Here is a 20275-nt window from a genome sequence, read left to right as displayed (position 1 = left end):
CCCCGGGCGTTGCCTCTCAGGCCTCGGCGGTCTCGTAGTCGGCCGACAGCGCGATCTCACGCCAGGCCTCCTGGTCGCGAGCGGTGCGCTCCACCTTGGCGGCGATCCGATCGAAGGCGTTGCGGCCGAGCTGGATTCGTTCCGGCAGCTCGTCGTAGGCCGGCAGGTCGACGATGATCTTGGCCGCCTTGAGCGGATCGCCGTCCTGTGCGTAGTTCGTGTCGTCGGCCCACTTGCGGGTGGCGCCGGAGGTCTCGGCGTAGTCGGCGATCTCGTTGGCCGCGATGGCCAGGCTCGAACCGTCCAGGAAATTCGTGCGGAACGGGCCGGGCTCGATCGCCACGACCTTGATGCCCAGCGGCGCGAGCTCGTGAGTCATCGCCTCCGACAACCCTTCGACGGCGAACTTCGTCGACGAGTAGACGCCCCAGCCCGGGCCGGAGACGAAGCCGCCGACCGAGGACAGGTTGATGACCGTGCCGGAACGCTGCGCCCGCAGGGTCGGCAGCACCGCGCGGGTCACGGCCAGCAGCCCGAACACGTTGACGTCGTAGACCGCACGCACCTCTTCGTCGGTGGCTTCTTCGACTGCGCCGAGCAGGCCGCGGCCCGCATTGTTCACGAGCACGTCGATGCGGCCGAACTTGTCGACCGCGGCCTGCACGGCGGCGTCGATCTGAGCGGCGTTGTGGACGTCGAGCGCAACGGCCAGCAGCCGGTCGCCCGCGTCGGGAATGGCGTCGTAGACCACCTGCGGGTTGCGGGCGGTGGCGACCACCGAGTCGCCGCGGGAAAGCGCTTCGCGAGCGATCTCCAAGCCGAATCCCCGTGAGGCCCCGGTGATGAACCAGACATTCATGATGCTCTCCGTTCGATGTGGTCTGGGTGGTACGCACCTGTCAACATCGCGATTCTCGTGGCTGATTGCCGTGAGCGCGCCCCGATGAACCTAGGTCTGGCAGTCCCAGGTTCGATAATGATGGCCATGACGGCATCGAACGAGTTGGGCGAATTCCTGCGGTCGCGTCGGGCCAGGCTCAACCCTGCCGAGGTCGGGCTGCGCGGCGCCGCCACCGGTCGCCGGGTCGCCGGGTTGCGTCGCGAGGAACTCGCGATGCTCGCAGGCGTCAGTGCTGACTATTACGCCAGGCTCGAACAGGGCCGGGCCCGCAACGTGTCCGAGCAGGTGCTGGCGGCGGTGGCCGATGCGCTGCGGCTCGACGACGTGGAGCGGCGTCACCTCAACGACCTTGTGCGCCCGGGCGGCACCGCGGCACGTCCCGCGCCGAAGGTTCGGGCCGCATTGCGATCTATGGTGCATGCGCTCGACCCGGTGCCCGCCGTCCTGCACGGCCCGCTGCTCGAGGTGCTGGCGATCAACCGGCCCGGCAAGGCGCTCATCGCGGACTTCGAGACCATGCCAGCGGCCGAACGGAACATGGTTCGCTGGATGTTCTTGAACCCCAATGCTCGTCGGGTGTATCCGGACTGGGCCGAGATCGCCGCGCAGATGGTGGCGATCCTGCGGGCGGCGGGTAACGGCCCGGCGCTGGCTGAGCTTGTCGGTGAGCTCACGGCGCAGTCACCGGAGTTCGCCCGCTGCTGGGCCGAGTACCGGGTGTATCAACACACTTACGGGCCCAAGCGGTTTCATCACGACACGGTCGGCACCATGGTGCTCAACTACGAAACGCTGAGGCTTCCGGCCGATCCGGGCCTGTCGGTGATTCTCTACACCGCAGACACCGGATCGCCGTCAGCCGAACGCCTTACGGAGTTGGTGAGTTCTTACCGTCCGACTCGATGACGCCCTGCGCGGCCTGCGCGCGGTCCTCGTAGCTCTTGCGCTTGGCGGCGTCGAACTCCAGGAACACGCTGTCCAGACCGAGCTTCTTGTTGAGCCACCGGCGTCCCTTCGGCGGCAGCATCTGCGCGGCCTGCGCGGTGAACCGCAGCGGCGGCGGGACCGACACGTGGGTCTTGGGCTTGTCCAGGGTCTTGACGATGGCCGCCGCGATGTCTTCCGGCTCGACCGGCTTGATCGCGCCGCCGGACTTGGTGCCCGAGATCAGGTCGGTGTTGGTGAACGGCGGCATGATCACCGAAACGTCGACCCCGTGCGGTGCCATCTCGTCGGCAAGCGCGGTGGACAGCCCGACGACGGCGTACTTCGCGCCCACGTAGACCACCTGGCCGGGCAGCGGGATCAAACCCGAGAGCGACGCGATGTTGATGATGTGGCCGCTGCGGCGCTTGACCATGTCCGGCAGCGCCAATTGGCAGCCGGTGAGCACGCCGTAGACGTTGACCTCGATGTTGGACCGGATCGACTGTTCACTCTGTTCGAGGAACGGGCCGACCGGCATGACACCGGCGTTGTTGATGAGTACGTCGATGTGGCCGCCGCCGTCGGTGCGGGCCTTGTCCAGGAACGTCGCGAACGACTCGCGGTCGGTGACGTCGAGCGGGTAACCCGAGACCTGGCCGAGCTTGGTGAGTTCGACGACTGCCGACTCCTGCAGGGCCACGTCACGGTCGCCGATCACGACACGGGCGCCGCGGGCCAGCAGGGCCTTGGCGGTGGCATAACCAATACCGCGAGCGGCGCCGGTGATCGCGATGGTCTTGCCCCTGATGTTGTCCATGGCGGCGAACTTTACACGTGTCAAGTTTTATAGGGAAGGGGTGGGTGAGTGCTGGGCCACACGGTTACTGACGCCTCCGTTACCTGGGTTTCTTGCGCGCCCGCGAAGCGGGCGTGGGACGATATTCGGGCGTTATGCCGACAGCGGCAAACATCATGGCTCGTTCGTGAGGAGTGATCGATGAGAGTGGCCTCTGGATTTCGCGCCGTAGTCGTACGAACGGCTGTGGTCGTCGCCGTTACCGGTATGGCAACAGCGGGTGCGACGATTCCGGCCAACGCGATGCCCGGTTTGGCGGGCATGCCCGGCGTGCCTCTCGAACCGCCCGATCCTGGCGGCCAGCCGACGAACCCAGACGATCCGAGGTGTGCCGCCATGCCGTACGTGGCCCAATGCCAGGGCGGCCCATTCGCCGCGCCCACCGGTCCGTCGGATATCGAGTGCATCAGCCAGCCGGCCGACCCCGTCTGTGCGGGCGGCCCGTACGCGATTCCGTCGGCGCCGCCGCCTCCTCCGCCTGCACCGGCCATCGCGCCGCCGCCCGTCGCTCCACCGCCCATGCCACCGGTGGCTCCGCCGCCGATGGCCCCGCCAGTGATCGCACCGCCGCCGATGAGTGGCGGAATGGCCGGCATGCCCGGAGCCATATAACTCTCGAACGTCGTGTGGGCCTCAGACCGACCGGCGAACAACTCTGACCCGACCTGGGCAGATTTCAGATCACGCTGAGTCCAGCGGGCATACCGCCGATTGGTCGGCGTTGAATGTGCCATGGGTATAGAAACGGTGGTGATGTCCGGACCTGTGCAGTTTGTCGCGGTCGGCCTGGGCGATCCACTGGCCGAACCCCTGCTGGCCGAGCTGGCCGTGGAGTACTCGGGCCGTTACGGCGGCACTGTCGAGCGGGTCCGGACGTGGCTGGACAGCCAGCCCGCACATGAGTTCGCCCCGCCCGGCGGTGGCCTGTTCATCGGGTTGCTCGACGGCGACCCGGTAACCGGGGGTGCGTTTCAGCGGTTCGATGACGAGACCGCTGAACTCAAACGGATCTGGACCGCGGCCGGTCATCGGCAGCGCGGCTTGGCCAAGGCGCTGCTCGGTCATCTGGAAGCCGAGATCGCCGCGCGCGGTTATCGGCGCGTGTATCTGACGACGGGACATCTCCAGCCGGAAGCCGAGGCGCTCTATGCGTCTGCCGGCTACACCCGGCTCCGTGAGCCGCTGCCGGCCGAGGGCGAGGGCACGGTCTTTCCGATCGCGTTCGAGAAGGTGCTGGCATGACCGGAAACGTGCCGCTCTCGATCCTCGATCTCGCCCCGATCAGTGCGGGCAGCGACGCCGCGACCGCGCTACGCAACACCGTGGACCTCGCCCAGCATGCCGAACAGTGGGGCTACAAACGGTATTGGGTTGCCGAGCATCACTTCGTCGCGGTCGCGAGTTCGGCACCCGCGGTCCTGGTGGGCCAGATCGCGGCGGCAACCGAACGGATCCGTGTGGGTACCGCCGCAGTCCAACTCGGGCACACCACCGCGGTCGCGGTTGTCGAGAGTTTCGGCACGCTCGCGGCGTTCCATCCGGGGCGCATCGATATGGGGGTGGGGCGCTCCGGTCAGCGCCGCGCCGAGGCCGCGCGCGAGAAACCGAAAGAGCCGAAACCACCCCGCGAATGGCATGAAGTCGACGGTGTCGTCGTGCCCGCCCCGTTCGACATCGCCGCCTTGTTACGCAATCCTCGGTTGCGGGCCCGGATGGCGGTGTTGCAGCAACCGGAAGCGGTCGCACCGGATTTCGCCGATCAAGTCGACGACATTCTGGCCATGCTGAACGGCAGTTACGAAGTGGGGACGGCGGTTCCGGGTGCGGGAGCCGGACTTACCCCGTGGGTGTTCGGCAGCAGCAAGGGGCAGAGCGCCAGGGTCGCCGCGGCCCGCGGGCTGCCGTTCGTCGCCAGCTATCACATCACGCCCGCCACCGCGCTTGAGGCAATCGAGGTATACCGCAACGGGTTTACGCCTTCGGCTTTCTTGTCGGAGCCGTATGTGGTGGTCTCGGCCGACATCGTGGTTGCCGACGACGAATCCACCGCACGCCGACTGGCTGCCGGATACGGCCACTGGGTGTACTCGATCCGCGCCGGTGACGGCGCCGTGCCATACCCGGATTCGGCCGATCTCGCACCGCTGACCGACGAACAACGCGAAGTGGTCAGAGACCGCACGGCAACGCAATTCGTCGGCGATCCGGGCCAGGTGGCCGACCGGCTCCAAGCGCTGCAACGGGTCACCCGGGCCGACGAACTCGTCGTCACGTCCGTAACCCACAACCATGAGGACCGGCTGCGATCACACGAATTGATCGCCAAGCGTTGGGGTCTTTGACAGCTTTCGCCTATAGGCTGGCTCGAAGGTGTCAGACACCGGCTGGGGGTGTGTTTGCCGAGTCCGCAGGTAATCGTCGGATCGCTGCTGCTGGCAGCGGCTGTGCTGGTGTTCGCCTTCGGCATCGCGCTACGGCTGTTCATCGGCCGTAGGGCCGATTCCGACCGCATGCGGCGCCGGATGTACGCGTTCCGCCGAACCGCGGTGGCCCGGGTGTTCTTCGGGCAGATCGACGACGACGAGGTGTTCGACCCCGACGAACTCGATCAGATGGTGCTGATGCCGACGATCGTGCTGGCCTGCGGTCTATGCCTGACCGGCTTTTTCCTGCTGGGCTACAAAGTGCTCGATTGATTTTCGGGTACCCGACTACTCGCGATCTTGATGTTCAGCCGAAATAGCCTCGCCTTCACCGGACAAGATTTGTCGCGAAAGGCACTGGCATGACATTCACAAACGGCCGAAAGGCATTGGCCCGGGTAGCTGTCGCCGCTGTCAGCGGGTTCGCGGCCGTCGCGCTCGCGGTTCCATCGACGGCGGAATCCTGGACCAGGGGGATCGCGATCGAACCGTGTGAACGGCCGTGGACGCAGATGTGCACAACAGTCCCCACCTGGGATGCAGACGTGCAGGAGCGGATGAAGATCCAAGTCACCGCAGACCCGACACACTGCTCCGACATCATCGCGCACGTACTCGTCGACGATCGTGAGGTCATGTCCGAACGGCTGGGGCCAGGTGACAGCACCACTCCTTACGAGATGCCGTTCGGCCACCACACCATCGGCGTGCAGGCCGAAGGCGTCGACGGCGGCTGCAACGACGGTTATCTGGCGGCGTGGGGCGGGACACTGCGGGTGTGGACGCTGGGCGCCCCGCAGATCATCGATCGCGGCTGAGTCATTCGCGGTGCGATTACTAACCGTGGCGCGCCGTGGCCTGCTGTGTCGCGTCGGCGATCGAGCCGCGCCACACCGGCCCGTGGCCGGGCAGCAACACGTCGGTGTCGAGCATGCCCAGCGCGCTGAGACTGCGCAGGCAGCCGTCCTCATCGTGGTTGAACACCGAAGGCAGCAATTGCGGTCCGATCCCGCGCGACAGCGGATGGCCCGTCACGATCGCGTCGCCGCTGACGAGGACCCCGTCGACGATGAACGAGCAGTGCCCGCCCGTGTGGCCCGGGGTGGGGATGGCAACCGGTGATCCCGGAAGTCCGGCTGCCACCTCGTTGCTGAGCGGTTGGGTGGTGGGGATGCCCGCATGGTTCATCCCGCCCTTGGCGGTGATGGTGGCCGACCACTTGAGCCAGCGGGGTTGCCAGATGTGTCGCACCACATCGGCCGGCGACGCTTGCTCCAGATACTCGCGCTTGGCGTGCCCGACTTCGTTGGCGTGGCAAAACACCGGTGTGCCATGGGTTTTCGCGAGCCAGATCGCGGTGCCGAAGTGATCGACATGGGCGTGGGTGAGCAGCACGGCTTTGATGTCGTCGACGCCGAAACCCAGCTGTCGTACCGAGCCGAGCACGTCCTCGCGTTGTCCGGGAAAGCCCGCGTCGATCAGCAGGACGCCGTCGCCGTCGGTCACCAGAGTCCAGTTCACGAGGTCGGTCTGTGCGAAGTGGACATGCTCGGTGATCGCGCTGAGGGCTGCTGCCATGCCGCGAGTGTAGGCACAGGAGTAGAAACGAACTCGTGGCTGAACTGAAACTGGGATACAAGGCATCGGCGGAGCAGTTTGCCCCGCGGGAACTGGTCGAGCTGGCGGTCGCCGCCGAGGCGGCCGGCATGGACAGCGCGACAGTCAGTGATCACTTCCAACCGTGGCGCCACGAAGGCGGGCACGCGCCGTTCTCGCTGGCGTGGATGACCGCGGTGGGGGAGCGGACCGAGCGGCTGCAGCTTGGCACGTCGGTGCTGACACCGACCTTCCGTTACAACCCGGCGGTCATCGCACAGGCCTTCGCGACGATGGGATGTCTGTACCCGGGGCGGATCTTCCTCGGCGTCGGCACGGGTGAGGCACTCAACGAGATCGCCACGGGCTACATCGGCGAGTGGCCGGAGTTCAAGGAACGGTTCGCACGGCTGCGCGAGTCGGTCAAGCTCATGCGTGAGCTGTGGCTGGGCGACCGCGTCGATTTCGAGGGCGAGTACTACAACACCAAGGGCGCCTCGATCTACGACGTGCCCGAAGGCGGCATTCCGGTGTACATCGCCGCGGGCGGCCCGGTGGTGGCCAAGTACGCGGGCCGGGCCGGTGACGGGTTCATCTGCACGTCGGGCAAGGGTGAGGAGCTCTACAAGGACAAGCTCATCCCGGCCGTGAAAGAGGGCGCCGAGGCCGCAGGCCGCAATGCCGAGGACATCGACCGGATGATCGAGATCAAGATCTCCTACGACCCGGATCCCGAGAAGGCACTGGAGAACACGCGGTTCTGGGCGCCGCTGTCGCTGACGGCCGAGCAGAAGCACAGCATCGACGACCCGATCGAGATGGAGAAGGCGGCCGACGCGCTGCCCATCGAGCAGGTGGCCAAGCGCTGGATCGTCGCATCCGATCCCGACGAGGCCGTCGAGAAGGTCGGCCAGTACGTCACGTGGGGCCTCAACCACCTGGTGTTCCACGCACCCGGACATGATCAGCGCCGCTTCCTCGACCTGTTCAAGAACGACCTGGAGCCGCGGCTGCGCAAGCTCGGCTGATGATCCGGCTGATCGCGACCTTCTTCGGAGTGGTCGCGTTCGGTATTGCTGCGGTGGGCCTGGCGGTGCGCTATCTGCCGCTGGGCCGCCACAGCGTCTTGCTCGCGGCGACCGCTTCGCCGTACCTCATGCTGGCGGCTCCGGTGGCGGTGCTGTTTTTGGCGCTGGGTCGACGATGGGTGCTGACAGCGCTCGCGGTCGTGCTGGCCCTGGCGGTCGTCAGTATTCAGACGCCGCACTATCTCGGCCCCGAGCCCGCCGCGACGCCGTCCGCGTCGGTTCGGGTAATCACGTCCAATCTCGGTATGGGCCTGGGGGATCCGGCTGCAGTGGTCGCGTCGGCGCGGAATTCGGCCGATGTCGTCGTGTTGCAGGAGCTGACACAGGAAGCCGCCGACGGGCTGGCCGCAGCCGGTCTCGACGACACCTTCCCGCACCGGATCAGCAATCCGGAACCGTTGGCAGGCGGCATCGGCATCTGGAGCCGATTCCCGCTTGTCGACACCGCCCATATACCCGGCTATTCCCTGGCAATGGTGCGGGCGCGGCTGCAGGTGCCTGACGTGGCCGTGAATCCGATTGTGCTGGGCATACATTTCGCCGCGCCGTGGCCGGCCCCGATCGGCCCGTGGGCCCAGGACATGGAGAAGTTCCCGACGCTGCTGCGCGAGCTTGCGCACGAAGCCGGCAGCGGCGCGGTGATCGTCGCGGGCGACTTCAACGCCACGCACGACATGCTTCCGTTCCGCAAGCTCCTCGATACGGGCTATCGCGACGCCGGTGAACAGGCCGGTGCGGGAATGGCGCGCACGTTTCCGGTCGGCCCGCGGCGGGTGCCCGCCATCGGCATCGACCACGTGCTGTTGCGCAACGCCAATGCCGCCGCCGTACGGCGCGAATTCATACCGCGCGCCGACCACATGGCGTTGATCGCCGACGTGGAGATCCCGAACTAACGCGGCGCGGCGCCGAGTGTGCGGGTTCGTACGCGGACCTCGGCGAGTCGCGGATGAAACCGCACGTTCGCCGACCCGTCGGCCTATGGGCGGCAAACCACTCGAACCTCGCGTGGCCTGCTACGGGCCTCTATATCGACGTGGCGACGTCTTTCACAATATCGTCAGCAAAGTCGTTGACTAAATTGGCGACAATCTTGTACGGTGGCTCTCATCACACTTCCTGCTCACTCGAAGCGAGGTCACATGCCGAAAGTCGCCGTCGTCGGACTCGGGGAAGCTGGTGCGCTCTATGCGCGCGGAATGCGTGATTCCGGATTCGAAGTCAGCGGCTATGACCCGTACACCAAGCTCGACGAGGCAGGCATCGCCCAGCATGAGCGGCTCGAAAATGCACTCGCCGATGCCGAACTCGTCATTACTCTCGTGGGAGCGACTGCGGCGCAAGGGGTTACCGAGGCGGTGCTCGCGCACCTGAAGCCCGGTGCGATGATCGCCGACCTGAACACCGGTGGGCCAGAACTCAAGCGGCGGCTCGGTGCGGCCGCGGCCGAGCGTGGTGTGCGCTTCGTCGACGTCGCGGTGCTCGCCCCGGTGCCCCGCGCCGGTGTCCGTACTCCGCTCATGGCGAGCGGCGCCGGGGCCGACGAGTTCGCCGAACTTTTCGTGGCTACCGGTGCACCGGTCGAATCCATCGGCGGAGAGCCGGGAGATGCTGCCGCGCGCAAGCTGATTCGCAGCGTGTTCATGAAAGGGCTTGCCGCCGCGGTCCTGGAGAGCTTCGGGGCGGCCGAGGTCGCGGGCTGTGCCTCATGGCTGCGTGAACAGGTCGCCGCCGAACTCGCCGGTGACCCACACGCTCTCATCGATCGGCTCATCGACGGTTCCCATGCCCACGCCGCCCGCCGGGTGCACGAGGTCACCGACGCCCGCGACTACCTGGAAAGCATCGACCAACCGACCTGGACCATGCAGGCCGCCCGCTCCTGGCTCTCCAGCCTGGACCGCGCGAACGTTTAACGACAAGGAGAGAACCCACCCGTGAGTGAAGTAGAACCCAAGCGGCTCTTGGTGGTCGGAGCGCACAGCGCCGATTTCGTCTGGCGTTCGGCCGGTGCGATCGCCAAGCACACGGCTGCCGGCGGCGAGGCCAGGGTGGTCGCGCTGTCGTACGGCGAACGCGGTGAATCGGGTGAGCTGTGGAAGGAGCCCGGCCAGACGGTCGACAACGTCAAGCGCCACCGGCATGCCGAGGCCACCGAGGCCGCCGAGGCGGTCGGCGCGACGTTCGAGTGCTTCGACCTCGGGGACTACCCGCTGGAAGTGGGACCGGACGCGATCGATCGGCTTGCCGAGCTCATGCGCGATTTCGCCCCGCATGTCGTGCTCACCCATCCCGACAAAGACCCGTTCAATCCGGACCATCCCGTCGCGAATGTGGCTGTCTCCAAGGCCCGTCTGCTCACCGCGGGCGCGGTGGTCGAGGCCGGTTTCCGTACCGCGCCTCCGAGCGAGTTCCTCGTGTTCGAGCCACATCAGCCCGAGCTGTGCGGCTTCACGCCGAGTGTTTTCGTCGATATCACCGACGTGTTCGAGTTGAAGCGTAAGGCGATGGCGGCGATGCGGGCACAGTCCTACCTGCAGCAGTACTACGCCGAACGTGCCGATCACCGCGGCAACCATGCACGAAAGGTGACCGGACGCAAGCAGATCCGACAGGCCGAGGCGTTCCAGCGGCTGGTGCCGAACGTAGTGGCGGCGCTGTGACCGACCTCGCGATCGACGCCGACACCATCGCGGAACTGCGCCGGGCCGGAGTGGCGACGGTGTACGAGGCCCGCGGCAGGCAGGGCCTCGTCGACGCCGACTTCATCCAGCTCATCCCGGGCAGCCGTGCCGCTGGGCCGGCCCGCACCGTCCGGTGTGCGCAGAACGACAACCGCGGCGTGCATGAACTCGTCGCGCGTCTGCAGCCCGGTGAGATCGCGGTGCTCACCATGCCGGAGCCCGCGCCGGTGGCGCTCATCGGGGATCTGCTCGTCACCCAGATCCGAGAGCGCGGTGCAGCGGGAATCCTCGTCGACGCGTCGGTGCGTGACGCCGAAGAGCTGCGAAAGATGGGGCTGCCCATCTGGACTCGGTGGATCCGGGTCCGTGGCGCGACCAAAGACACGCGCGGCGAGGTCGACGCGAGTGTCGAGGTCGGCGGTGCCACGATCCGCACGGGCGACATCGTGATCCTCGACTCCGACGGCGCCGCCGTCGTGCCGGCCGCCGAGGCCGAACGCGCCGTCGAACTGGCACGTGCCCGCGAGGACAAGGAGGCCGCATCGCGGGCCCAATACCTCGCCGGGCACATCTCCTACGACCTGTACGGCTTCCGCGCCGAGGACGAAGGGAACACCTGAGATGGACATCCGTGTCGAAGGCCTGACCCTGCGTTACGGGGAGGCGGTCGCCGTACACAACCTCGATCTCACCGTCGGTGACGGCGAATCGCTGGTCCTGCTGGGCGAATCCGGTTGCGGAAAGACCAGCACGATGCGCTGTATCGCCGGTTTGGAGCGGCCCAGCGCGGGCCGCATCACGATCGGTGGCGACGTGCTCTTCGACGGCGAACGGAACATCGACCGCCCGCCGCACAAGCGCAACATCGGCATGGTCTTCCAGTCGTATGCGATCTGGCCGCACATGACGGTGTTCGAGAACGTGGCGTTCCCGCTCACGATGCAGCGCGTGGGCAAGGCCGACATCGCGCCGCGGGTACGCGAAACACTCGAACTGGTCGGCTTGGCGGAGTTCGCCGACCGTGGCGCGAGCATGCTGTCGGGCGGCCAGATGCAGCGCGTCGCCCTCGCGCGCAGCGTGGTCATGCAGCCGTCGGTGATGCTGCTCGACGAGCCGCTGTCGAACCTCGATGCCCGGCTGCGGCACCGGTTGCGCGGCGACCTCCGTGAACTGCAGACGCGACTGGGCCTCACGTCGGTGTACGTCACCCACGACCAGGAAGAGGCGTTGGCCCTGGCGGACCGGATCGCGATGATGCAACACGGCCGCATCGTGCAGATCGGCAGGCCCAACGAGATCTACGCCAAACCCTTGAGCGCCTCGATCGCCGATTTCCTCGGGGTGGGCAACATACTGCCCGTCCAGGCGCTGGATTCCACGGGCGTGCGCATCGCCGACAGCGCGGTCACGCTCAGTGTGGCGCCGTACGACGGCGCCGGTGAACTGAAAGCCTGCATCCGCGGTGAGGACATCGCCGTCGGCGACGACGTCGAACCGGGCATGAATGTGCTTGAGGGAAAGCTCCTTACGAAGGAGTTCCTGGGTGCGAGCGCGACCTATCGCGTTGCGATCGCCGACACCGCCGAGCTCGAGATCATCGGCGGCAAGCACCGGCAGCTGACCGCCGCGCCTGGCGACACCGTGCGCATCGGTATACCCGCCGACGCCGTGCAGGTGCTGCCCCACGAGGTGGAGCTATCCGCGGGGCAACCGCAGGCCGCGACGCCGGTTCAGGCCGCGTCATGACGGCGACGATTCAGGCCCCGGTGGCACCGCCGCCGGACCCGGGTGTGGCCCGCACCGCCCCGAGGCTGCGGCGGTCGCTGTTACCGATCGCGCTGTACGCGATCCTGGCGATACTCATCGTGCTACCGGTTGCCCTGGTTGTGCTGTCCGCCTTCACCACAACCACACCGAGGCCCGGCAACATCGACCTGTCGTCGCTGACGTTCGACAACTTCGCGGCCGTGTTCGGCCCGGGTGCACGCCAGGCCGCGCTGAATTCGCTGTTGATCGGAATCGGGGCGTCGGTGCTGGCGCTCGCGATCGGCGGCTTCCTCGCGTTCGTCTCCGCGCGCACGAATGTGCGGGGCGCGCGGTTCCTGTACTTCGTCGGTCTGGTGCCGATGTTCCTGCCCTCGTACGTCGGGGCGCTGGCCTGGTCGCTGCTCGGCGGCCCGAATGCGGGCCTGCTCAATGTCTTTGCCCGCGATTTAAAGCTTCCCGACGTCGTCAACATCTACAACATCGGCGGGCTCATCTTCGTGCTCGCCCTGTACTACGCCCCCTACGCATTCCTGCTCACCCACTCGGCGTTCAGTCTGATGAACCCCGACCTCGAGGAAGCCGCACGCACACATGGCGCCAAGCCGCTCACGGTGTTGCGTACGGTGACGGTCCCGCTGGCGACACCGGCACTGCTCGGTTCGGCGATCCTCATCTTCGTCCTCACGGTCGAGAACTTCCCGGTCGCCCAGATCACGAGCGGCGGACGGCTCGACACGCTGCCGACCTATATTTTCCGGCTCATGAACTCCGCGCCCGCGCGGGGCAATGAGGCTGCGGCGGTGGCGATCACGCTGGTCGTCATCGTGCTCGCGGTGACCGCGCTGCAGCGGCGGGTGGTCGCTCGGCGGTCGTTCACCACGGTCGCGGGCAAGGGCATGAAGCTCGGCAAGTTCGATCTCGGGAGGTTCCGCACGCCCGCGCTGGTGATCGGAATCGGCTACTTCACGCTCTCCACGGTGTTGCCGCTGCTCGCGCTCGCGTTTGTCGCCCTACACGAATCGCCTTATGTGAACAGCGTTATCGGCGCATTCACCAACGGGCGCATGGGCCTGGACGCCATCACCGAGGCGATCACGAGCGATGTCGTGATCAAGGCGACCGGCAACTCGGTGGTCGTGGCGGTCGCGGCGGCCGTCGTCGGCACCGTGCTGGCGTTCATCGTGTCGTACGTGGTGAACCGGACGACACTGCCCGGCCGCGAAGGCCTCGGCTACCTCAGCATGCTGCCCCTGGCAGTGCCCGCGATCGTTCTCGGTCTCGGCTTGCTGTGGACGTGGCTCATGCTGCCGGTGCCCGTGTACGGCACGTTGCTCGTCATGGTGATCGCGTTCGTGGCCGCGCAGATGCCACAGGGCTACCAGGGCGCGTCATCGTCGATCCTGCAGATCCACCGGGACCTCGAGGACAGCGCTGTCATGCACGGCGCCAACCGGCCGCGTGCGGTATGGCGGGTGACGGCGCCACTGTTGCGCGTCCCGCTGACCTCGACATTCCTACTGCTGCTGATGCTTTCGATGCGCGAACTCACCGTGCCGCTGTTCCTCTTCACCACCGACACCCGGCTGCTGTCGATCGTCATCTTCGACGACTTCGAGAACGGCATCATGCAGCGCAGCGCCGCCACAAGCCTGGTGTACTGCGTCGTCATCTTCGCGCTCGCCTATCTGGCGCGGCGATTCGGCGCCGACACCAAACAATCCCACTGACCCACGTACACGTAAGGAGAAAGACCATGCACACCAAAGTGAGGCGCCTCGCGGTCGCCGCGGTCGCGGCCGTCGGGCTCGTTCTGACGGGATGCTCGAGCGGCGGCGGGAGCGGCTCGGCGGAGACCAACGAGAACGGCGATCTGGTGATCGAGGGCGAGGTCATCGCCACCGCCGACGTGTATCAGAAGGCGCAGCAGGAAGGCAGCCTGGTCTTCTACACCGGCGGCAGTGAGCAATCGGAGAAGCAGGCCGCGGACGCCTTCACGGAGGCGACCGGAATTAACGTCGAGATCGTGCGGCTCGCCCCGAACCGACTCAGCGAGCGGATCCTCAGCGAGCAGGCCGCGGGCAAGCTCGGTGCCGATGTCATCCGGATCTCGGGTGAGGACCTCATCGTGGCGATCGCCGATTCCGGGGCATTCCAGCCGACGCAGATCAGCCAGGGCATCGCGGACGCGCTCGACCCGGCCGCCACGTATGAGAACGGGCTGTACTTCAACAGTTATGACCGCGTCTACAGCTTCGGTTATAACAACCAGGTCGTCTCCGAGCAGGACGCCCCGAAGAACTGGTCGGACCTGCTGGACCCCAAGTGGAACGGAAAACTCGGCATCGTTCAGGTCGGCGCAGGCGGGTCGACGACCGCGCTGACCCGGTTCCAACTCGGTGAACTGGGTGCCGACTACCTCAAGGGCTACGCGGCCAACCATCCGCGCATATTCGATTCCTCTGCCGCACTGACCGATTCGCTGGCCCGCGGTGAGATCGCGGTGGGCCCGGTTCCGATCGCCACGGCATATGCGTCGACGTTGGAGGGTGCGCCTATCACCATAGCGACACCCGAAGAAGGTGCCGCGGCCTATCCGTTCTACCTCGGCCAGGCCGCCAAGACCGAGCATTCCAATGCGGCAACGGTATTCATCAACTGGCTGCTGTCGTCCTCCGGACAGAAGCTGGCCGCCTCGATCGGCGACTACCCCGTGCACCAGAACATGCCGAGCCCGACGATCGGCGAGATCGAGTTGCCCGCGGCCGATGCCGGATTCCTGCATCGCGCCACGATCGACGAATCGCTCAAGAACCTCGAGCCCGACGCAGGCACGTGGCGGCAGATCTTCGGTTACACGGGCTGACATGGGTGTCGCAGAACAAATCCGGACGCTGATCCTCAGAGGGGAACTCGTGCCCAATCAGCGGCTTGTCGAGGCCGATCTCGCCGAGCAGTTCGGTGCCTCGCGGGCAGCCGTCCGCACGGCGCTCGGTGAGCTCGCGGTACAGGGGCTCGTCGAGCGCGAACAGAATCGCGGCGCGCGGGTGCGTGTCATCTCATTCGAGGAGGCGATCGAGATCGCGGAGGTGCGCCGTGCGCTCGAAAGCCTTTGTGCCGGTAAGGCGGCGGCGGTCGTGACCGACGACGAGATATCCGAACTCAACGCGATCGGGGAGGCGATGGTGGAGGCGGTGGCCGGTGGAGACCTCGGCGGCTATTCGGCGAAAAACCGTGAACTGCACGCACGTATCCACCAGATCAGCGGGCAGCGTACCGCGCTTTCGCTGATCGAGCGTCTGCGCGCGCAGAGTGTGCGCCAGCAGTTCGCGCTCGCGATGAAACCCGGCCGACCCAGCGTCTCACTCGGAGAACATCTCGCCATCATCGAAGCGATCGCGCACCGGGACCCGGCCGCCGCAGAGCTTGCGATGACCGTGCACCTCAACAGCGTCGTGGCGGCGATGCGCGAGGTGCACGCCCGGCAACCCACGTCAGTCGCATGACCGCGCGCGGAGTGACGTGCATGCTGATGCGCGGCGGAACGTCTAAGGGGGCCTACTTCCTCGCCGACGACCTTCCGCGGGATCCGGGCGAACGCGACGAGCTGTTGCTGCGCATCATGGGTTCCCCGGACCAACTGCAGATCGACGGTGTCGGCGGCGGGCATCCGCTGACTAGCAAGGTTGCGGTCGTCAGCGGCAATGGTGCCGGCGTCGATTACCTCTTTCTGCAGGTGAGCGTCGACCAGGCGCTGGTATCGGACCGGCAGAACTGTGGGAACCTGCTCGCCGGTGTCGGCCCGTTCGCGATCGAACGAGGACTGGTCGCAGCGACTGACGGCGAGACTGCGGTGCCGATCCGGATGACCAACACCGGGGGCCGTGCGATCGCCCACGTGCCGACGCCCGCAGGCGTGGTCGAGTACGCGGGCACGACGTCGATCGACGGGGTTCCGGGTACCGCCGCCGCGATTGTGCTGGATTTCGAGGACACCGCGGGGTCGAGCTGCGGCGCGCTGTTGCCGACCGGACAGGTCCAGGACGTGATCGCCGAGGTCCCGGTCACGTGCGTCGACAACGGGATGCCGACGGTCGTGCTGCGGGCCGCGGATCTCGGTGTGCGGGGCGACGAATCGCCGACCGAACTCGAATCCGATCAGCGGCTGCGCGAACTGCTTGAGCGTGTCCGACTGGAAGCCGGCAAGCGGATGAATCTCGGTGATGTCAGCGATCTCACCGTTCCGAAGCTGACGATCGTGTCGCCACCCCGCTCCGGGGGCGTGATCGCGACGCGCACGTTCATACCGCATCGCGTGCACGCATCCATCGGCGTGCTCGGGGCCGCGAGTGTCGCAGTGGCTGCCGCGCTTCCGGGCAGCGTCGCGGCCGGGATTGCGGAGCCTTCCGGCAGCCCACGTATGCACATCGAGCACCCGACCGGTGCGTTGGAGGTCGAGGTCGAACTCGACGGCGAGCGCGTCCACCGGACGGCGATCGTGCGGACGGCCCGAAAGTTGTTCGACGGCATCGTCTTTCCGCGACCTTGACGCCGCCATCGACACCTCGGCCCGGCAACCTCGCCCTTGGGCTGCTGCTCGTGCATGCGGTCGGGGTCCAGATCGTCTCGTATGCGCTGCGTCCGGCGATCTCGTACGCGATCCTCGACCTCGGGCACGGCCCGGCCTGGCTCGGTGTCGCGACGGCCGCCTTCGCGGTTCCCCCGCTGTTGCTCGCCGTGCCGGCGGGAAGATTCGTCGACCGCGTCGGTGAGCGGACGAGCATGGTGTTCGGCGCGCTCGCGTTCGTAGGAGCGGCGGCCGTCCTGGTGTCCGTCGGGGCGACCCTGGCCGGGCTGTTGGCCGCGACCGTCCTGCTCGGTCTCGGCGTGCTGTTTTCCGTTGTCGCCGAACAGGCCTGGGTCATGCGCGATGCGGCCGCCGGACGCCTCGACTTCGTGTTCGGCGTCTACACGTTCGCGACGTCGGGTGGACAGATGCTGGGGCCCGCATTACTGCTTTTGCCGTCCGCGGAGGCACACTCGCCGGCATTCACCACGATCGCGTGGGCAACGCTAGGGATTGCCCTTGTGGGACTGGTGCTTTCGCTGGTGATTCCGTCGACGGCGCGTCCTGACGCGACGACGGACAAGCCCACGGCCATGTGGCCGGTCGCGTCGCGTCTGCTGCGGACCAGGGGCGTGGTGCCCGCCCTGGTCACTAGCAGCCTGGTGTTGTCCTCGCTGGATATCGTGCTCGCCTACCTGCCGTTGCTCGCACGGGAACGCGGCCTCAGCCCGGCCTGGCTGACGGCGCTGCTGGTGACGCGTGGGGTCGCCACGATGGCTTCGCGCCTGACCCTCGGGCGGATGACGAACGCGTTCGGGCGGCGACGGGTGCTCGTCGTGGCAGGCGCCGTCGCGGCCGTGTCGCTGATCGCGCTGGTGCTGCCGGTGCCTGCCGTGGTGCTCGTGGTCTGTATGGCGTGTTACGGCCTGGCGGCCGGAACGGTCCAACCTCTCACGATGTCGTGGATGACGCTCGTGACGCCGCGGCCCGATCGTGGCGTCGCGGCATCGCTGCGTCTGGTCGGGAATCGCGCTGGGCAAACGGGGATACCGCTTGCCGTGGCCGGGATCTCGGCGGTGGGCGGTGCATCGGTGGTGTTCGCGGCCACGGGCGCCACTTTGCTCGTGTCGGCGCGGTTGTCCCGGTGGGCGCCGGACGGCGACGATCAAGAAGGTTCGACCAGGTAGGCGCGTCGTCCAGGCGCCCTGCGACGGTAGAATCTCGTCGACGATCTTGGCGACGATCTGGGGTGGGGATGCTGGTTGACGAGCGGGGGCGCGGGAGCGAGTCGGCCGATGTGGCCGGCCGGATCCGTGCGGCCATCCTCGATGGGGAGTTCGCGCCCAATCAGCGACTGGTCGAGGCCGATCTGTGCGAGCAGTTCGCCGTCAGCCGCAGCGCCGTGCGCGGTGCGCTGCAAGAACTCGCCACGCAGGGCCTGATCGAACGTATCCAGAACCGCGGTGCGCGGGTGCGCTCCGTCTCGCTCGAAGAAGCTGTCGAGATCACCGAGGTCCGGATGGTGGTGGAGGGGCTCTGTGCGGCGAAGGCGGCCCAGCACATCACCGATGAGCAGATCGCTGAACTGGCCGAGCTGCGCACCGAGCTCACCGCGTCGGTCGAGTCCGGCGACGTGATGGGCTACTCGAAGCTCAACCAATTGCTGCACAAGCGGGTTCGCGAAATCGGCGCCCAGCACACCGCGGCCGACATCCTGGAGCGACTAAGAGGGCAACTGGTACGCCATCAGTTCCGGTTGGCGATGCATCCGGGCCGGATCACCGTGTCACTGGCCGAGCACATCGCGATCATCGACACGGTATGCGCCAGAGATCCAGAGCGAGCCGAGGCCGCGATGCGCGATCACCTCAAGAGCGTGATCCTGGCGTTGAAGGACGTGGCTGCCGCCCAGCAGGGAAGCTGACCGTCAGGCACTGCTCACCGAACGTTCGACCGCCCCCACTGTGCCGTGACTCGTGGCGGTCAGCCGGACCCGGTCGGCGCGGAACAGGTCATAGGCGTATTCGAACGGCCGGCCCGTACTGTCGCGCGTCACTCGCGTGATCGCCAGCAGCGGCTTGCGATGTGCGATCTCGAGCCAGTGCGCTTCGCGCTGGCTGGCGCTGACGACCTCGATGGTCTCGGTCGTGGTGGCAGGCGCGAGGCCGTACCGCACCCGCAGCAGTTCGTAGAGTGAGCCACCGAGCGGTTGCTCGAGCAGGTCGTCCATCTGGTCGGCGACGAAGCAGGCCAGATCGACCGACAACGGAACGCCGTCGGCGAAGCGCAGCCGGCGGACCGTGAAAATATCTGTCGCATCGGGGATTTCGAGTGCGTGTGCCTCGACCGGGGTGGCCGGACGGCGGTCGGTCCCCAGCACCCTGCTCGTGCTGGTGTGACCGCCGCTGTGCAACCGTGCGGGCAACCCGGCCAGTTCGGCGGCGTTGCGCTCGACGATATCGGCGCGCACGAACGTGCCGCCGTTTCGCCCCGTGCGACGTTCCAGCACGCCGGCCTGGCTCAACGGCAGCAGCGCGCTGCGCAACGTGGACCGCGACACCGCGAAGATGTCGGCCATCTCGCGCTCGGTACCGAGCCGCGAGCCGGGCCGAAGCGTGCCCTGCGCCAGCATTGACAGGATTCGGCGGCGCACATCTTCGGCGACCGGCCCCCCGGGCGACTCCTCCATGATCAGGTGACGATCGCGTCCAGCGACTCGGGCAGCACCTGTCCGCCGTCGACGGCGATGGCCTGCCCGGTGATGTAGCCGGCCTCCTTGGTGGCCAGGAACGCCGCGAGGTGGCCGATGTCCTCCGGCGTCCCGAGTGCACCCGCGGGGATCGATCGGGCCATGCTCGCGATGTACTCTTCGCCGTTCTCGATCATGCCCTCGGACATGATGTTGCCGGGCAGGATCGCGTTCACCGTGATCTTGTGCGGGGCCAATTCGATTGCGGCCGTACGCATGAACCCCAACTGAGCGGATTTGGTCGCACCGTAGTGCGACCAGCCGGGGTACCCGGTGATCGGGCCCGTGATCGACGAGGTCAGGATGACCCGGCCGGAGCCCGACGCGATGAGGGCGTCCAGACAGGCCTGGACCGCGAAGAACGTGCCGTTGACGTTGACGGCGAAGATGTCGGTGAGCTGCTCGGGGGTCATGGTGGCCAGTGGTGCGTCGGGAAAGATCCCGGCGTTGGCGCACACGACGTCGATCCCGCCGAACGCCTCGCGCGCCGCCGAGGCCAGCTCGTCGCACGATTTCCGGTCACTGACGTCGGTCACGACGCCGATGACCTTGCCCGATCCGAGGCCGTCGATATCTGCGACGCAAGCGTCGAGACCGGCTGACGACCGTGCCGCCACCGCGACGTTGGCCCCGGCGCGTGCGAACACCGTCGCGATGCCGCGCCCGATGCCCTTGCTGCCTCCGGTGATAAGCACCGAGCGGTTCTTCAGGTCAAACATC

23 protein-coding genes are annotated in these 20275 nt (G+C 67.0%); 18 read left to right on the top strand and 5 right to left on the bottom strand.

Annotated elements, in window-relative coordinates; all coding sequences use genetic code 11:
• Window positions 1-16: 16 nt before the first annotated feature.
• On the bottom strand, window positions 17-859 hold the full coding sequence (locus ACRCUN_RS01940; protein ID WP_462139959.1) for an oxidoreductase: 843 nt from the start codon (window positions 857-859) through the stop codon (window positions 17-19).
• A 126-nt stretch (window positions 860-985) separates the two neighbouring features.
• Here ACRCUN_RS01940 and ACRCUN_RS01935 point away from each other — a divergent pair, with 126 nt between their 5' ends.
• The gene (locus ACRCUN_RS01935) at window positions 986-1807 is read left to right on the top strand and encodes a helix-turn-helix transcriptional regulator (RefSeq protein ID WP_462139958.1); all 822 of its coding nucleotides are present in this window, start codon (window positions 986-988) and stop codon (window positions 1805-1807) included.
• On the opposite strand, the gene ACRCUN_RS01930 is transcribed toward ACRCUN_RS01935, so the two are convergent.
• Entirely contained in the window at window positions 1770-2645 is an 876-nt protein-coding gene (locus ACRCUN_RS01930) for an SDR family oxidoreductase (protein WP_462139957.1), read from the bottom strand. The genes ACRCUN_RS01935 and ACRCUN_RS01930 overlap by 38 nt on opposite strands.
• Before the next feature lie 180 nt (window positions 2646-2825).
• Here ACRCUN_RS01930 and ACRCUN_RS01925 point away from each other — a divergent pair, with 180 nt between their 5' ends.
• From ACRCUN_RS01925 to ACRCUN_RS01905, 5 genes are all read left to right on the top strand, one after another.
• Window positions 2826-3296 (top strand): hypothetical protein, encoded by a 471-nt coding sequence (locus ACRCUN_RS01925; RefSeq protein ID WP_462139956.1) that lies wholly within the window; start codon window positions 2826-2828, stop codon window positions 3294-3296.
• 120 nt (window positions 3297-3416) lie between these two features.
• Window positions 3417-3926: a GNAT family N-acetyltransferase gene (locus ACRCUN_RS01920; protein WP_462139955.1), complete on the top strand. Its 510-nt coding sequence runs from the start codon at window positions 3417-3419 to the stop codon at window positions 3924-3926.
• On the top strand, window positions 3923-5026 hold the full coding sequence (locus ACRCUN_RS01915; RefSeq protein WP_462139954.1) for an LLM class flavin-dependent oxidoreductase: 1104 nt from the start codon (window positions 3923-3925) through the stop codon (window positions 5024-5026). The genes ACRCUN_RS01920 and ACRCUN_RS01915 overlap by 4 nt, the downstream gene beginning before the upstream one ends.
• A gap of 42 nt (window positions 5027-5068) precedes the next feature.
• Window positions 5069-5380: a hypothetical protein gene (locus tag ACRCUN_RS01910; RefSeq protein ID WP_462140119.1), complete on the top strand. Its 312-nt coding sequence runs from the start codon at window positions 5069-5071 to the stop codon at window positions 5378-5380.
• Between the two features lie 89 nt (window positions 5381-5469).
• The gene (locus ACRCUN_RS01905) at window positions 5470-5925 is read left to right on the top strand and encodes a hypothetical protein (protein WP_462139953.1); all 456 of its coding nucleotides are present in this window, start codon (window positions 5470-5472) and stop codon (window positions 5923-5925) included.
• A gap of 19 nt (window positions 5926-5944) precedes the next feature.
• Here the strand turns inward: ACRCUN_RS01905 and ACRCUN_RS01900 are convergent, their stop codons facing one another.
• Window positions 5945-6685 (bottom strand): MBL fold metallo-hydrolase, encoded by a 741-nt coding sequence (locus tag ACRCUN_RS01900; RefSeq protein ID WP_462139952.1) that lies wholly within the window; start codon window positions 6683-6685, stop codon window positions 5945-5947.
• A 35-nt stretch (window positions 6686-6720) separates the two neighbouring features.
• Between ACRCUN_RS01900 and fgd the strand changes: the two genes are divergently transcribed.
• The 12 genes from fgd (at window position 6721) to ACRCUN_RS01840 (ending at window position 18730) form a co-directional block, all read left to right on the top strand.
• Window positions 6721-7731 (top strand): glucose-6-phosphate dehydrogenase (coenzyme-F420), encoded by a 1011-nt coding sequence (gene fgd, locus ACRCUN_RS01895; protein WP_462139951.1) that lies wholly within the window; start codon window positions 6721-6723, stop codon window positions 7729-7731.
• Complete coding sequence (locus tag ACRCUN_RS01890) at window positions 7731-8687, top strand: endonuclease/exonuclease/phosphatase family protein (protein WP_462139950.1); 957 nt, start codon at window positions 7731-7733, stop codon at window positions 8685-8687. Before fgd ends, ACRCUN_RS01890 begins: the two co-directional genes overlap by 1 nt.
• 246 nt (window positions 8688-8933) lie before the next feature.
• Window positions 8934-9707 carry an NAD(P)-dependent oxidoreductase gene (locus ACRCUN_RS01885; protein WP_462139949.1) on the top strand — a complete coding sequence of 258 codons (774 nt, stop codon included), beginning with the start codon at window positions 8934-8936 and terminating at the stop codon, window positions 9705-9707.
• A gap of 21 nt (window positions 9708-9728) precedes the next feature.
• Window positions 9729-10454 (top strand): PIG-L deacetylase family protein, encoded by a 726-nt coding sequence (locus ACRCUN_RS01880; protein ID WP_462139948.1) that lies wholly within the window; start codon window positions 9729-9731, stop codon window positions 10452-10454.
• The gene (locus ACRCUN_RS01875; RefSeq protein ID WP_462139947.1) at window positions 10451-11095 is read left to right on the top strand and encodes an RraA family protein; all 645 of its coding nucleotides are present in this window, start codon (window positions 10451-10453) and stop codon (window positions 11093-11095) included. The genes ACRCUN_RS01880 and ACRCUN_RS01875 overlap by 4 nt, the downstream gene beginning before the upstream one ends.
• Window position 11096: 1 nt before the next feature.
• A complete protein-coding gene (locus ACRCUN_RS01870; protein ID WP_462139946.1) occupies window positions 11097-12221 on the top strand; it encodes an ABC transporter ATP-binding protein in 1125 nt (374 codons plus the stop codon).
• Window positions 12218-13969 carry an ABC transporter permease gene (locus ACRCUN_RS01865; RefSeq protein ID WP_462139945.1) on the top strand — a complete coding sequence of 584 codons (1752 nt, stop codon included), beginning with the start codon at window positions 12218-12220 and terminating at the stop codon, window positions 13967-13969. The genes ACRCUN_RS01870 and ACRCUN_RS01865 overlap by 4 nt, the downstream gene beginning before the upstream one ends.
• Before the next feature lie 26 nt (window positions 13970-13995).
• A complete protein-coding gene (locus ACRCUN_RS01860; protein WP_462139944.1) occupies window positions 13996-15105 on the top strand; it encodes an ABC transporter substrate-binding protein in 1110 nt (369 codons plus the stop codon).
• Between the two features lies 1 nt (window position 15106).
• Complete coding sequence (locus ACRCUN_RS01855) at window positions 15107-15745, top strand: GntR family transcriptional regulator (protein ID WP_462139943.1); 639 nt, start codon at window positions 15107-15109, stop codon at window positions 15743-15745.
• Window positions 15742-16788: a 4-oxalomesaconate tautomerase gene (locus ACRCUN_RS01850; protein ID WP_462139942.1), complete on the top strand. Its 1047-nt coding sequence runs from the start codon at window positions 15742-15744 to the stop codon at window positions 16786-16788. Before ACRCUN_RS01855 ends, ACRCUN_RS01850 begins: the two co-directional genes overlap by 4 nt.
• A complete protein-coding gene (locus ACRCUN_RS01845) occupies window positions 16785-17993 on the top strand; it encodes an MFS transporter (protein WP_462139941.1) in 1209 nt (402 codons plus the stop codon). The genes ACRCUN_RS01850 and ACRCUN_RS01845 overlap by 4 nt, the downstream gene beginning before the upstream one ends.
• Window positions 17994-18061: 68 nt before the next feature.
• Entirely contained in the window at window positions 18062-18730 is a 669-nt protein-coding gene (locus ACRCUN_RS01840; protein WP_462140118.1) for a GntR family transcriptional regulator, read from the top strand.
• 3 nt (window positions 18731-18733) lie between these two features.
• On the opposite strand, the gene ACRCUN_RS01835 is transcribed toward ACRCUN_RS01840, so the two are convergent.
• Both ACRCUN_RS01835 and fabG read right to left on the bottom strand, forming a co-directional pair.
• On the bottom strand, window positions 18734-19495 hold the full coding sequence (locus ACRCUN_RS01835) for a GntR family transcriptional regulator (RefSeq protein WP_462139940.1): 762 nt from the start codon (window positions 19493-19495) through the stop codon (window positions 18734-18736).
• A 2-nt stretch (window positions 19496-19497) separates the two neighbouring features.
• The gene (gene fabG / locus ACRCUN_RS01830) at window positions 19498-20274 is read right to left on the bottom strand and encodes a 3-oxoacyl-ACP reductase FabG (protein WP_462139939.1); all 777 of its coding nucleotides are present in this window, start codon (window positions 20272-20274) and stop codon (window positions 19498-19500) included.
• Window position 20275 lies beyond the last annotated feature (1 nt).

It is taken from the genome of Mycobacterium venezuelense, from assembly GCF_054919535.1.
The sequence above is the reverse complement of the archived record's forward strand: the minus strand, read 5'-3'. Positions and strand labels throughout refer to the sequence as shown.

Coding starts and splice junctions, on each gene's coding strand:
- ACRCUN_RS01940 (WP_462139959.1), bottom strand. CDS start 859: ATGAATGTCTGGTTCATCACCGGGGCCTCACGGGGATTCGGCTTGGAG.
- ACRCUN_RS01935 (WP_462139958.1), top strand. CDS start 986: ATGACGGCATCGAACGAGTTGGGCGAATTCCTGCGGTCGCGTCGGGCC.
- ACRCUN_RS01930 (WP_462139957.1), bottom strand. CDS start 2,645: ATGGACAACATCAGGGGCAAGACCATCGCGATCACCGGCGCCGCTCGC.
- ACRCUN_RS01925 (WP_462139956.1), top strand. CDS start 2,826: ATGAGAGTGGCCTCTGGATTTCGCGCCGTAGTCGTACGAACGGCTGTG.
- ACRCUN_RS01920 (WP_462139955.1), top strand. CDS start 3,417: ATGGGTATAGAAACGGTGGTGATGTCCGGACCTGTGCAGTTTGTCGCG.
- ACRCUN_RS01915 (WP_462139954.1), top strand. CDS start 3,923: ATGACCGGAAACGTGCCGCTCTCGATCCTCGATCTCGCCCCGATCAGT.
- ACRCUN_RS01905 (WP_462139953.1), top strand. CDS start 5,470: ATGACATTCACAAACGGCCGAAAGGCATTGGCCCGGGTAGCTGTCGCC.
- ACRCUN_RS01900 (WP_462139952.1), bottom strand. CDS start 6,685: ATGGCAGCAGCCCTCAGCGCGATCACCGAGCATGTCCACTTCGCACAG.
- ACRCUN_RS01890 (WP_462139950.1), top strand. CDS start 7,731: ATGATCCGGCTGATCGCGACCTTCTTCGGAGTGGTCGCGTTCGGTATT.
- ACRCUN_RS01885 (WP_462139949.1), top strand. CDS start 8,934: ATGCCGAAAGTCGCCGTCGTCGGACTCGGGGAAGCTGGTGCGCTCTAT.
- ACRCUN_RS01870 (WP_462139946.1), top strand. CDS start 11,097: ATGGACATCCGTGTCGAAGGCCTGACCCTGCGTTACGGGGAGGCGGTC.
- ACRCUN_RS01865 (WP_462139945.1), top strand. CDS start 12,218: ATGACGGCGACGATTCAGGCCCCGGTGGCACCGCCGCCGGACCCGGGT.
- ACRCUN_RS01860 (WP_462139944.1), top strand. CDS start 13,996: ATGCACACCAAAGTGAGGCGCCTCGCGGTCGCCGCGGTCGCGGCCGTC.
- ACRCUN_RS01855 (WP_462139943.1), top strand. CDS start 15,107: ATGGGTGTCGCAGAACAAATCCGGACGCTGATCCTCAGAGGGGAACTC.
- ACRCUN_RS01850 (WP_462139942.1), top strand. CDS start 15,742: ATGACCGCGCGCGGAGTGACGTGCATGCTGATGCGCGGCGGAACGTCT.
- ACRCUN_RS01840 (WP_462140118.1), top strand. CDS start 18,062: ATGCTGGTTGACGAGCGGGGGCGCGGGAGCGAGTCGGCCGATGTGGCC.
- ACRCUN_RS01835 (WP_462139940.1), bottom strand. CDS start 19,495: ATGGAGGAGTCGCCCGGGGGGCCGGTCGCCGAAGATGTGCGCCGCCGA.
- fabG (WP_462139939.1), bottom strand. CDS start 20,274: ATGTTTGACCTGAAGAACCGCTCGGTGCTTATCACCGGAGGCAGCAAG.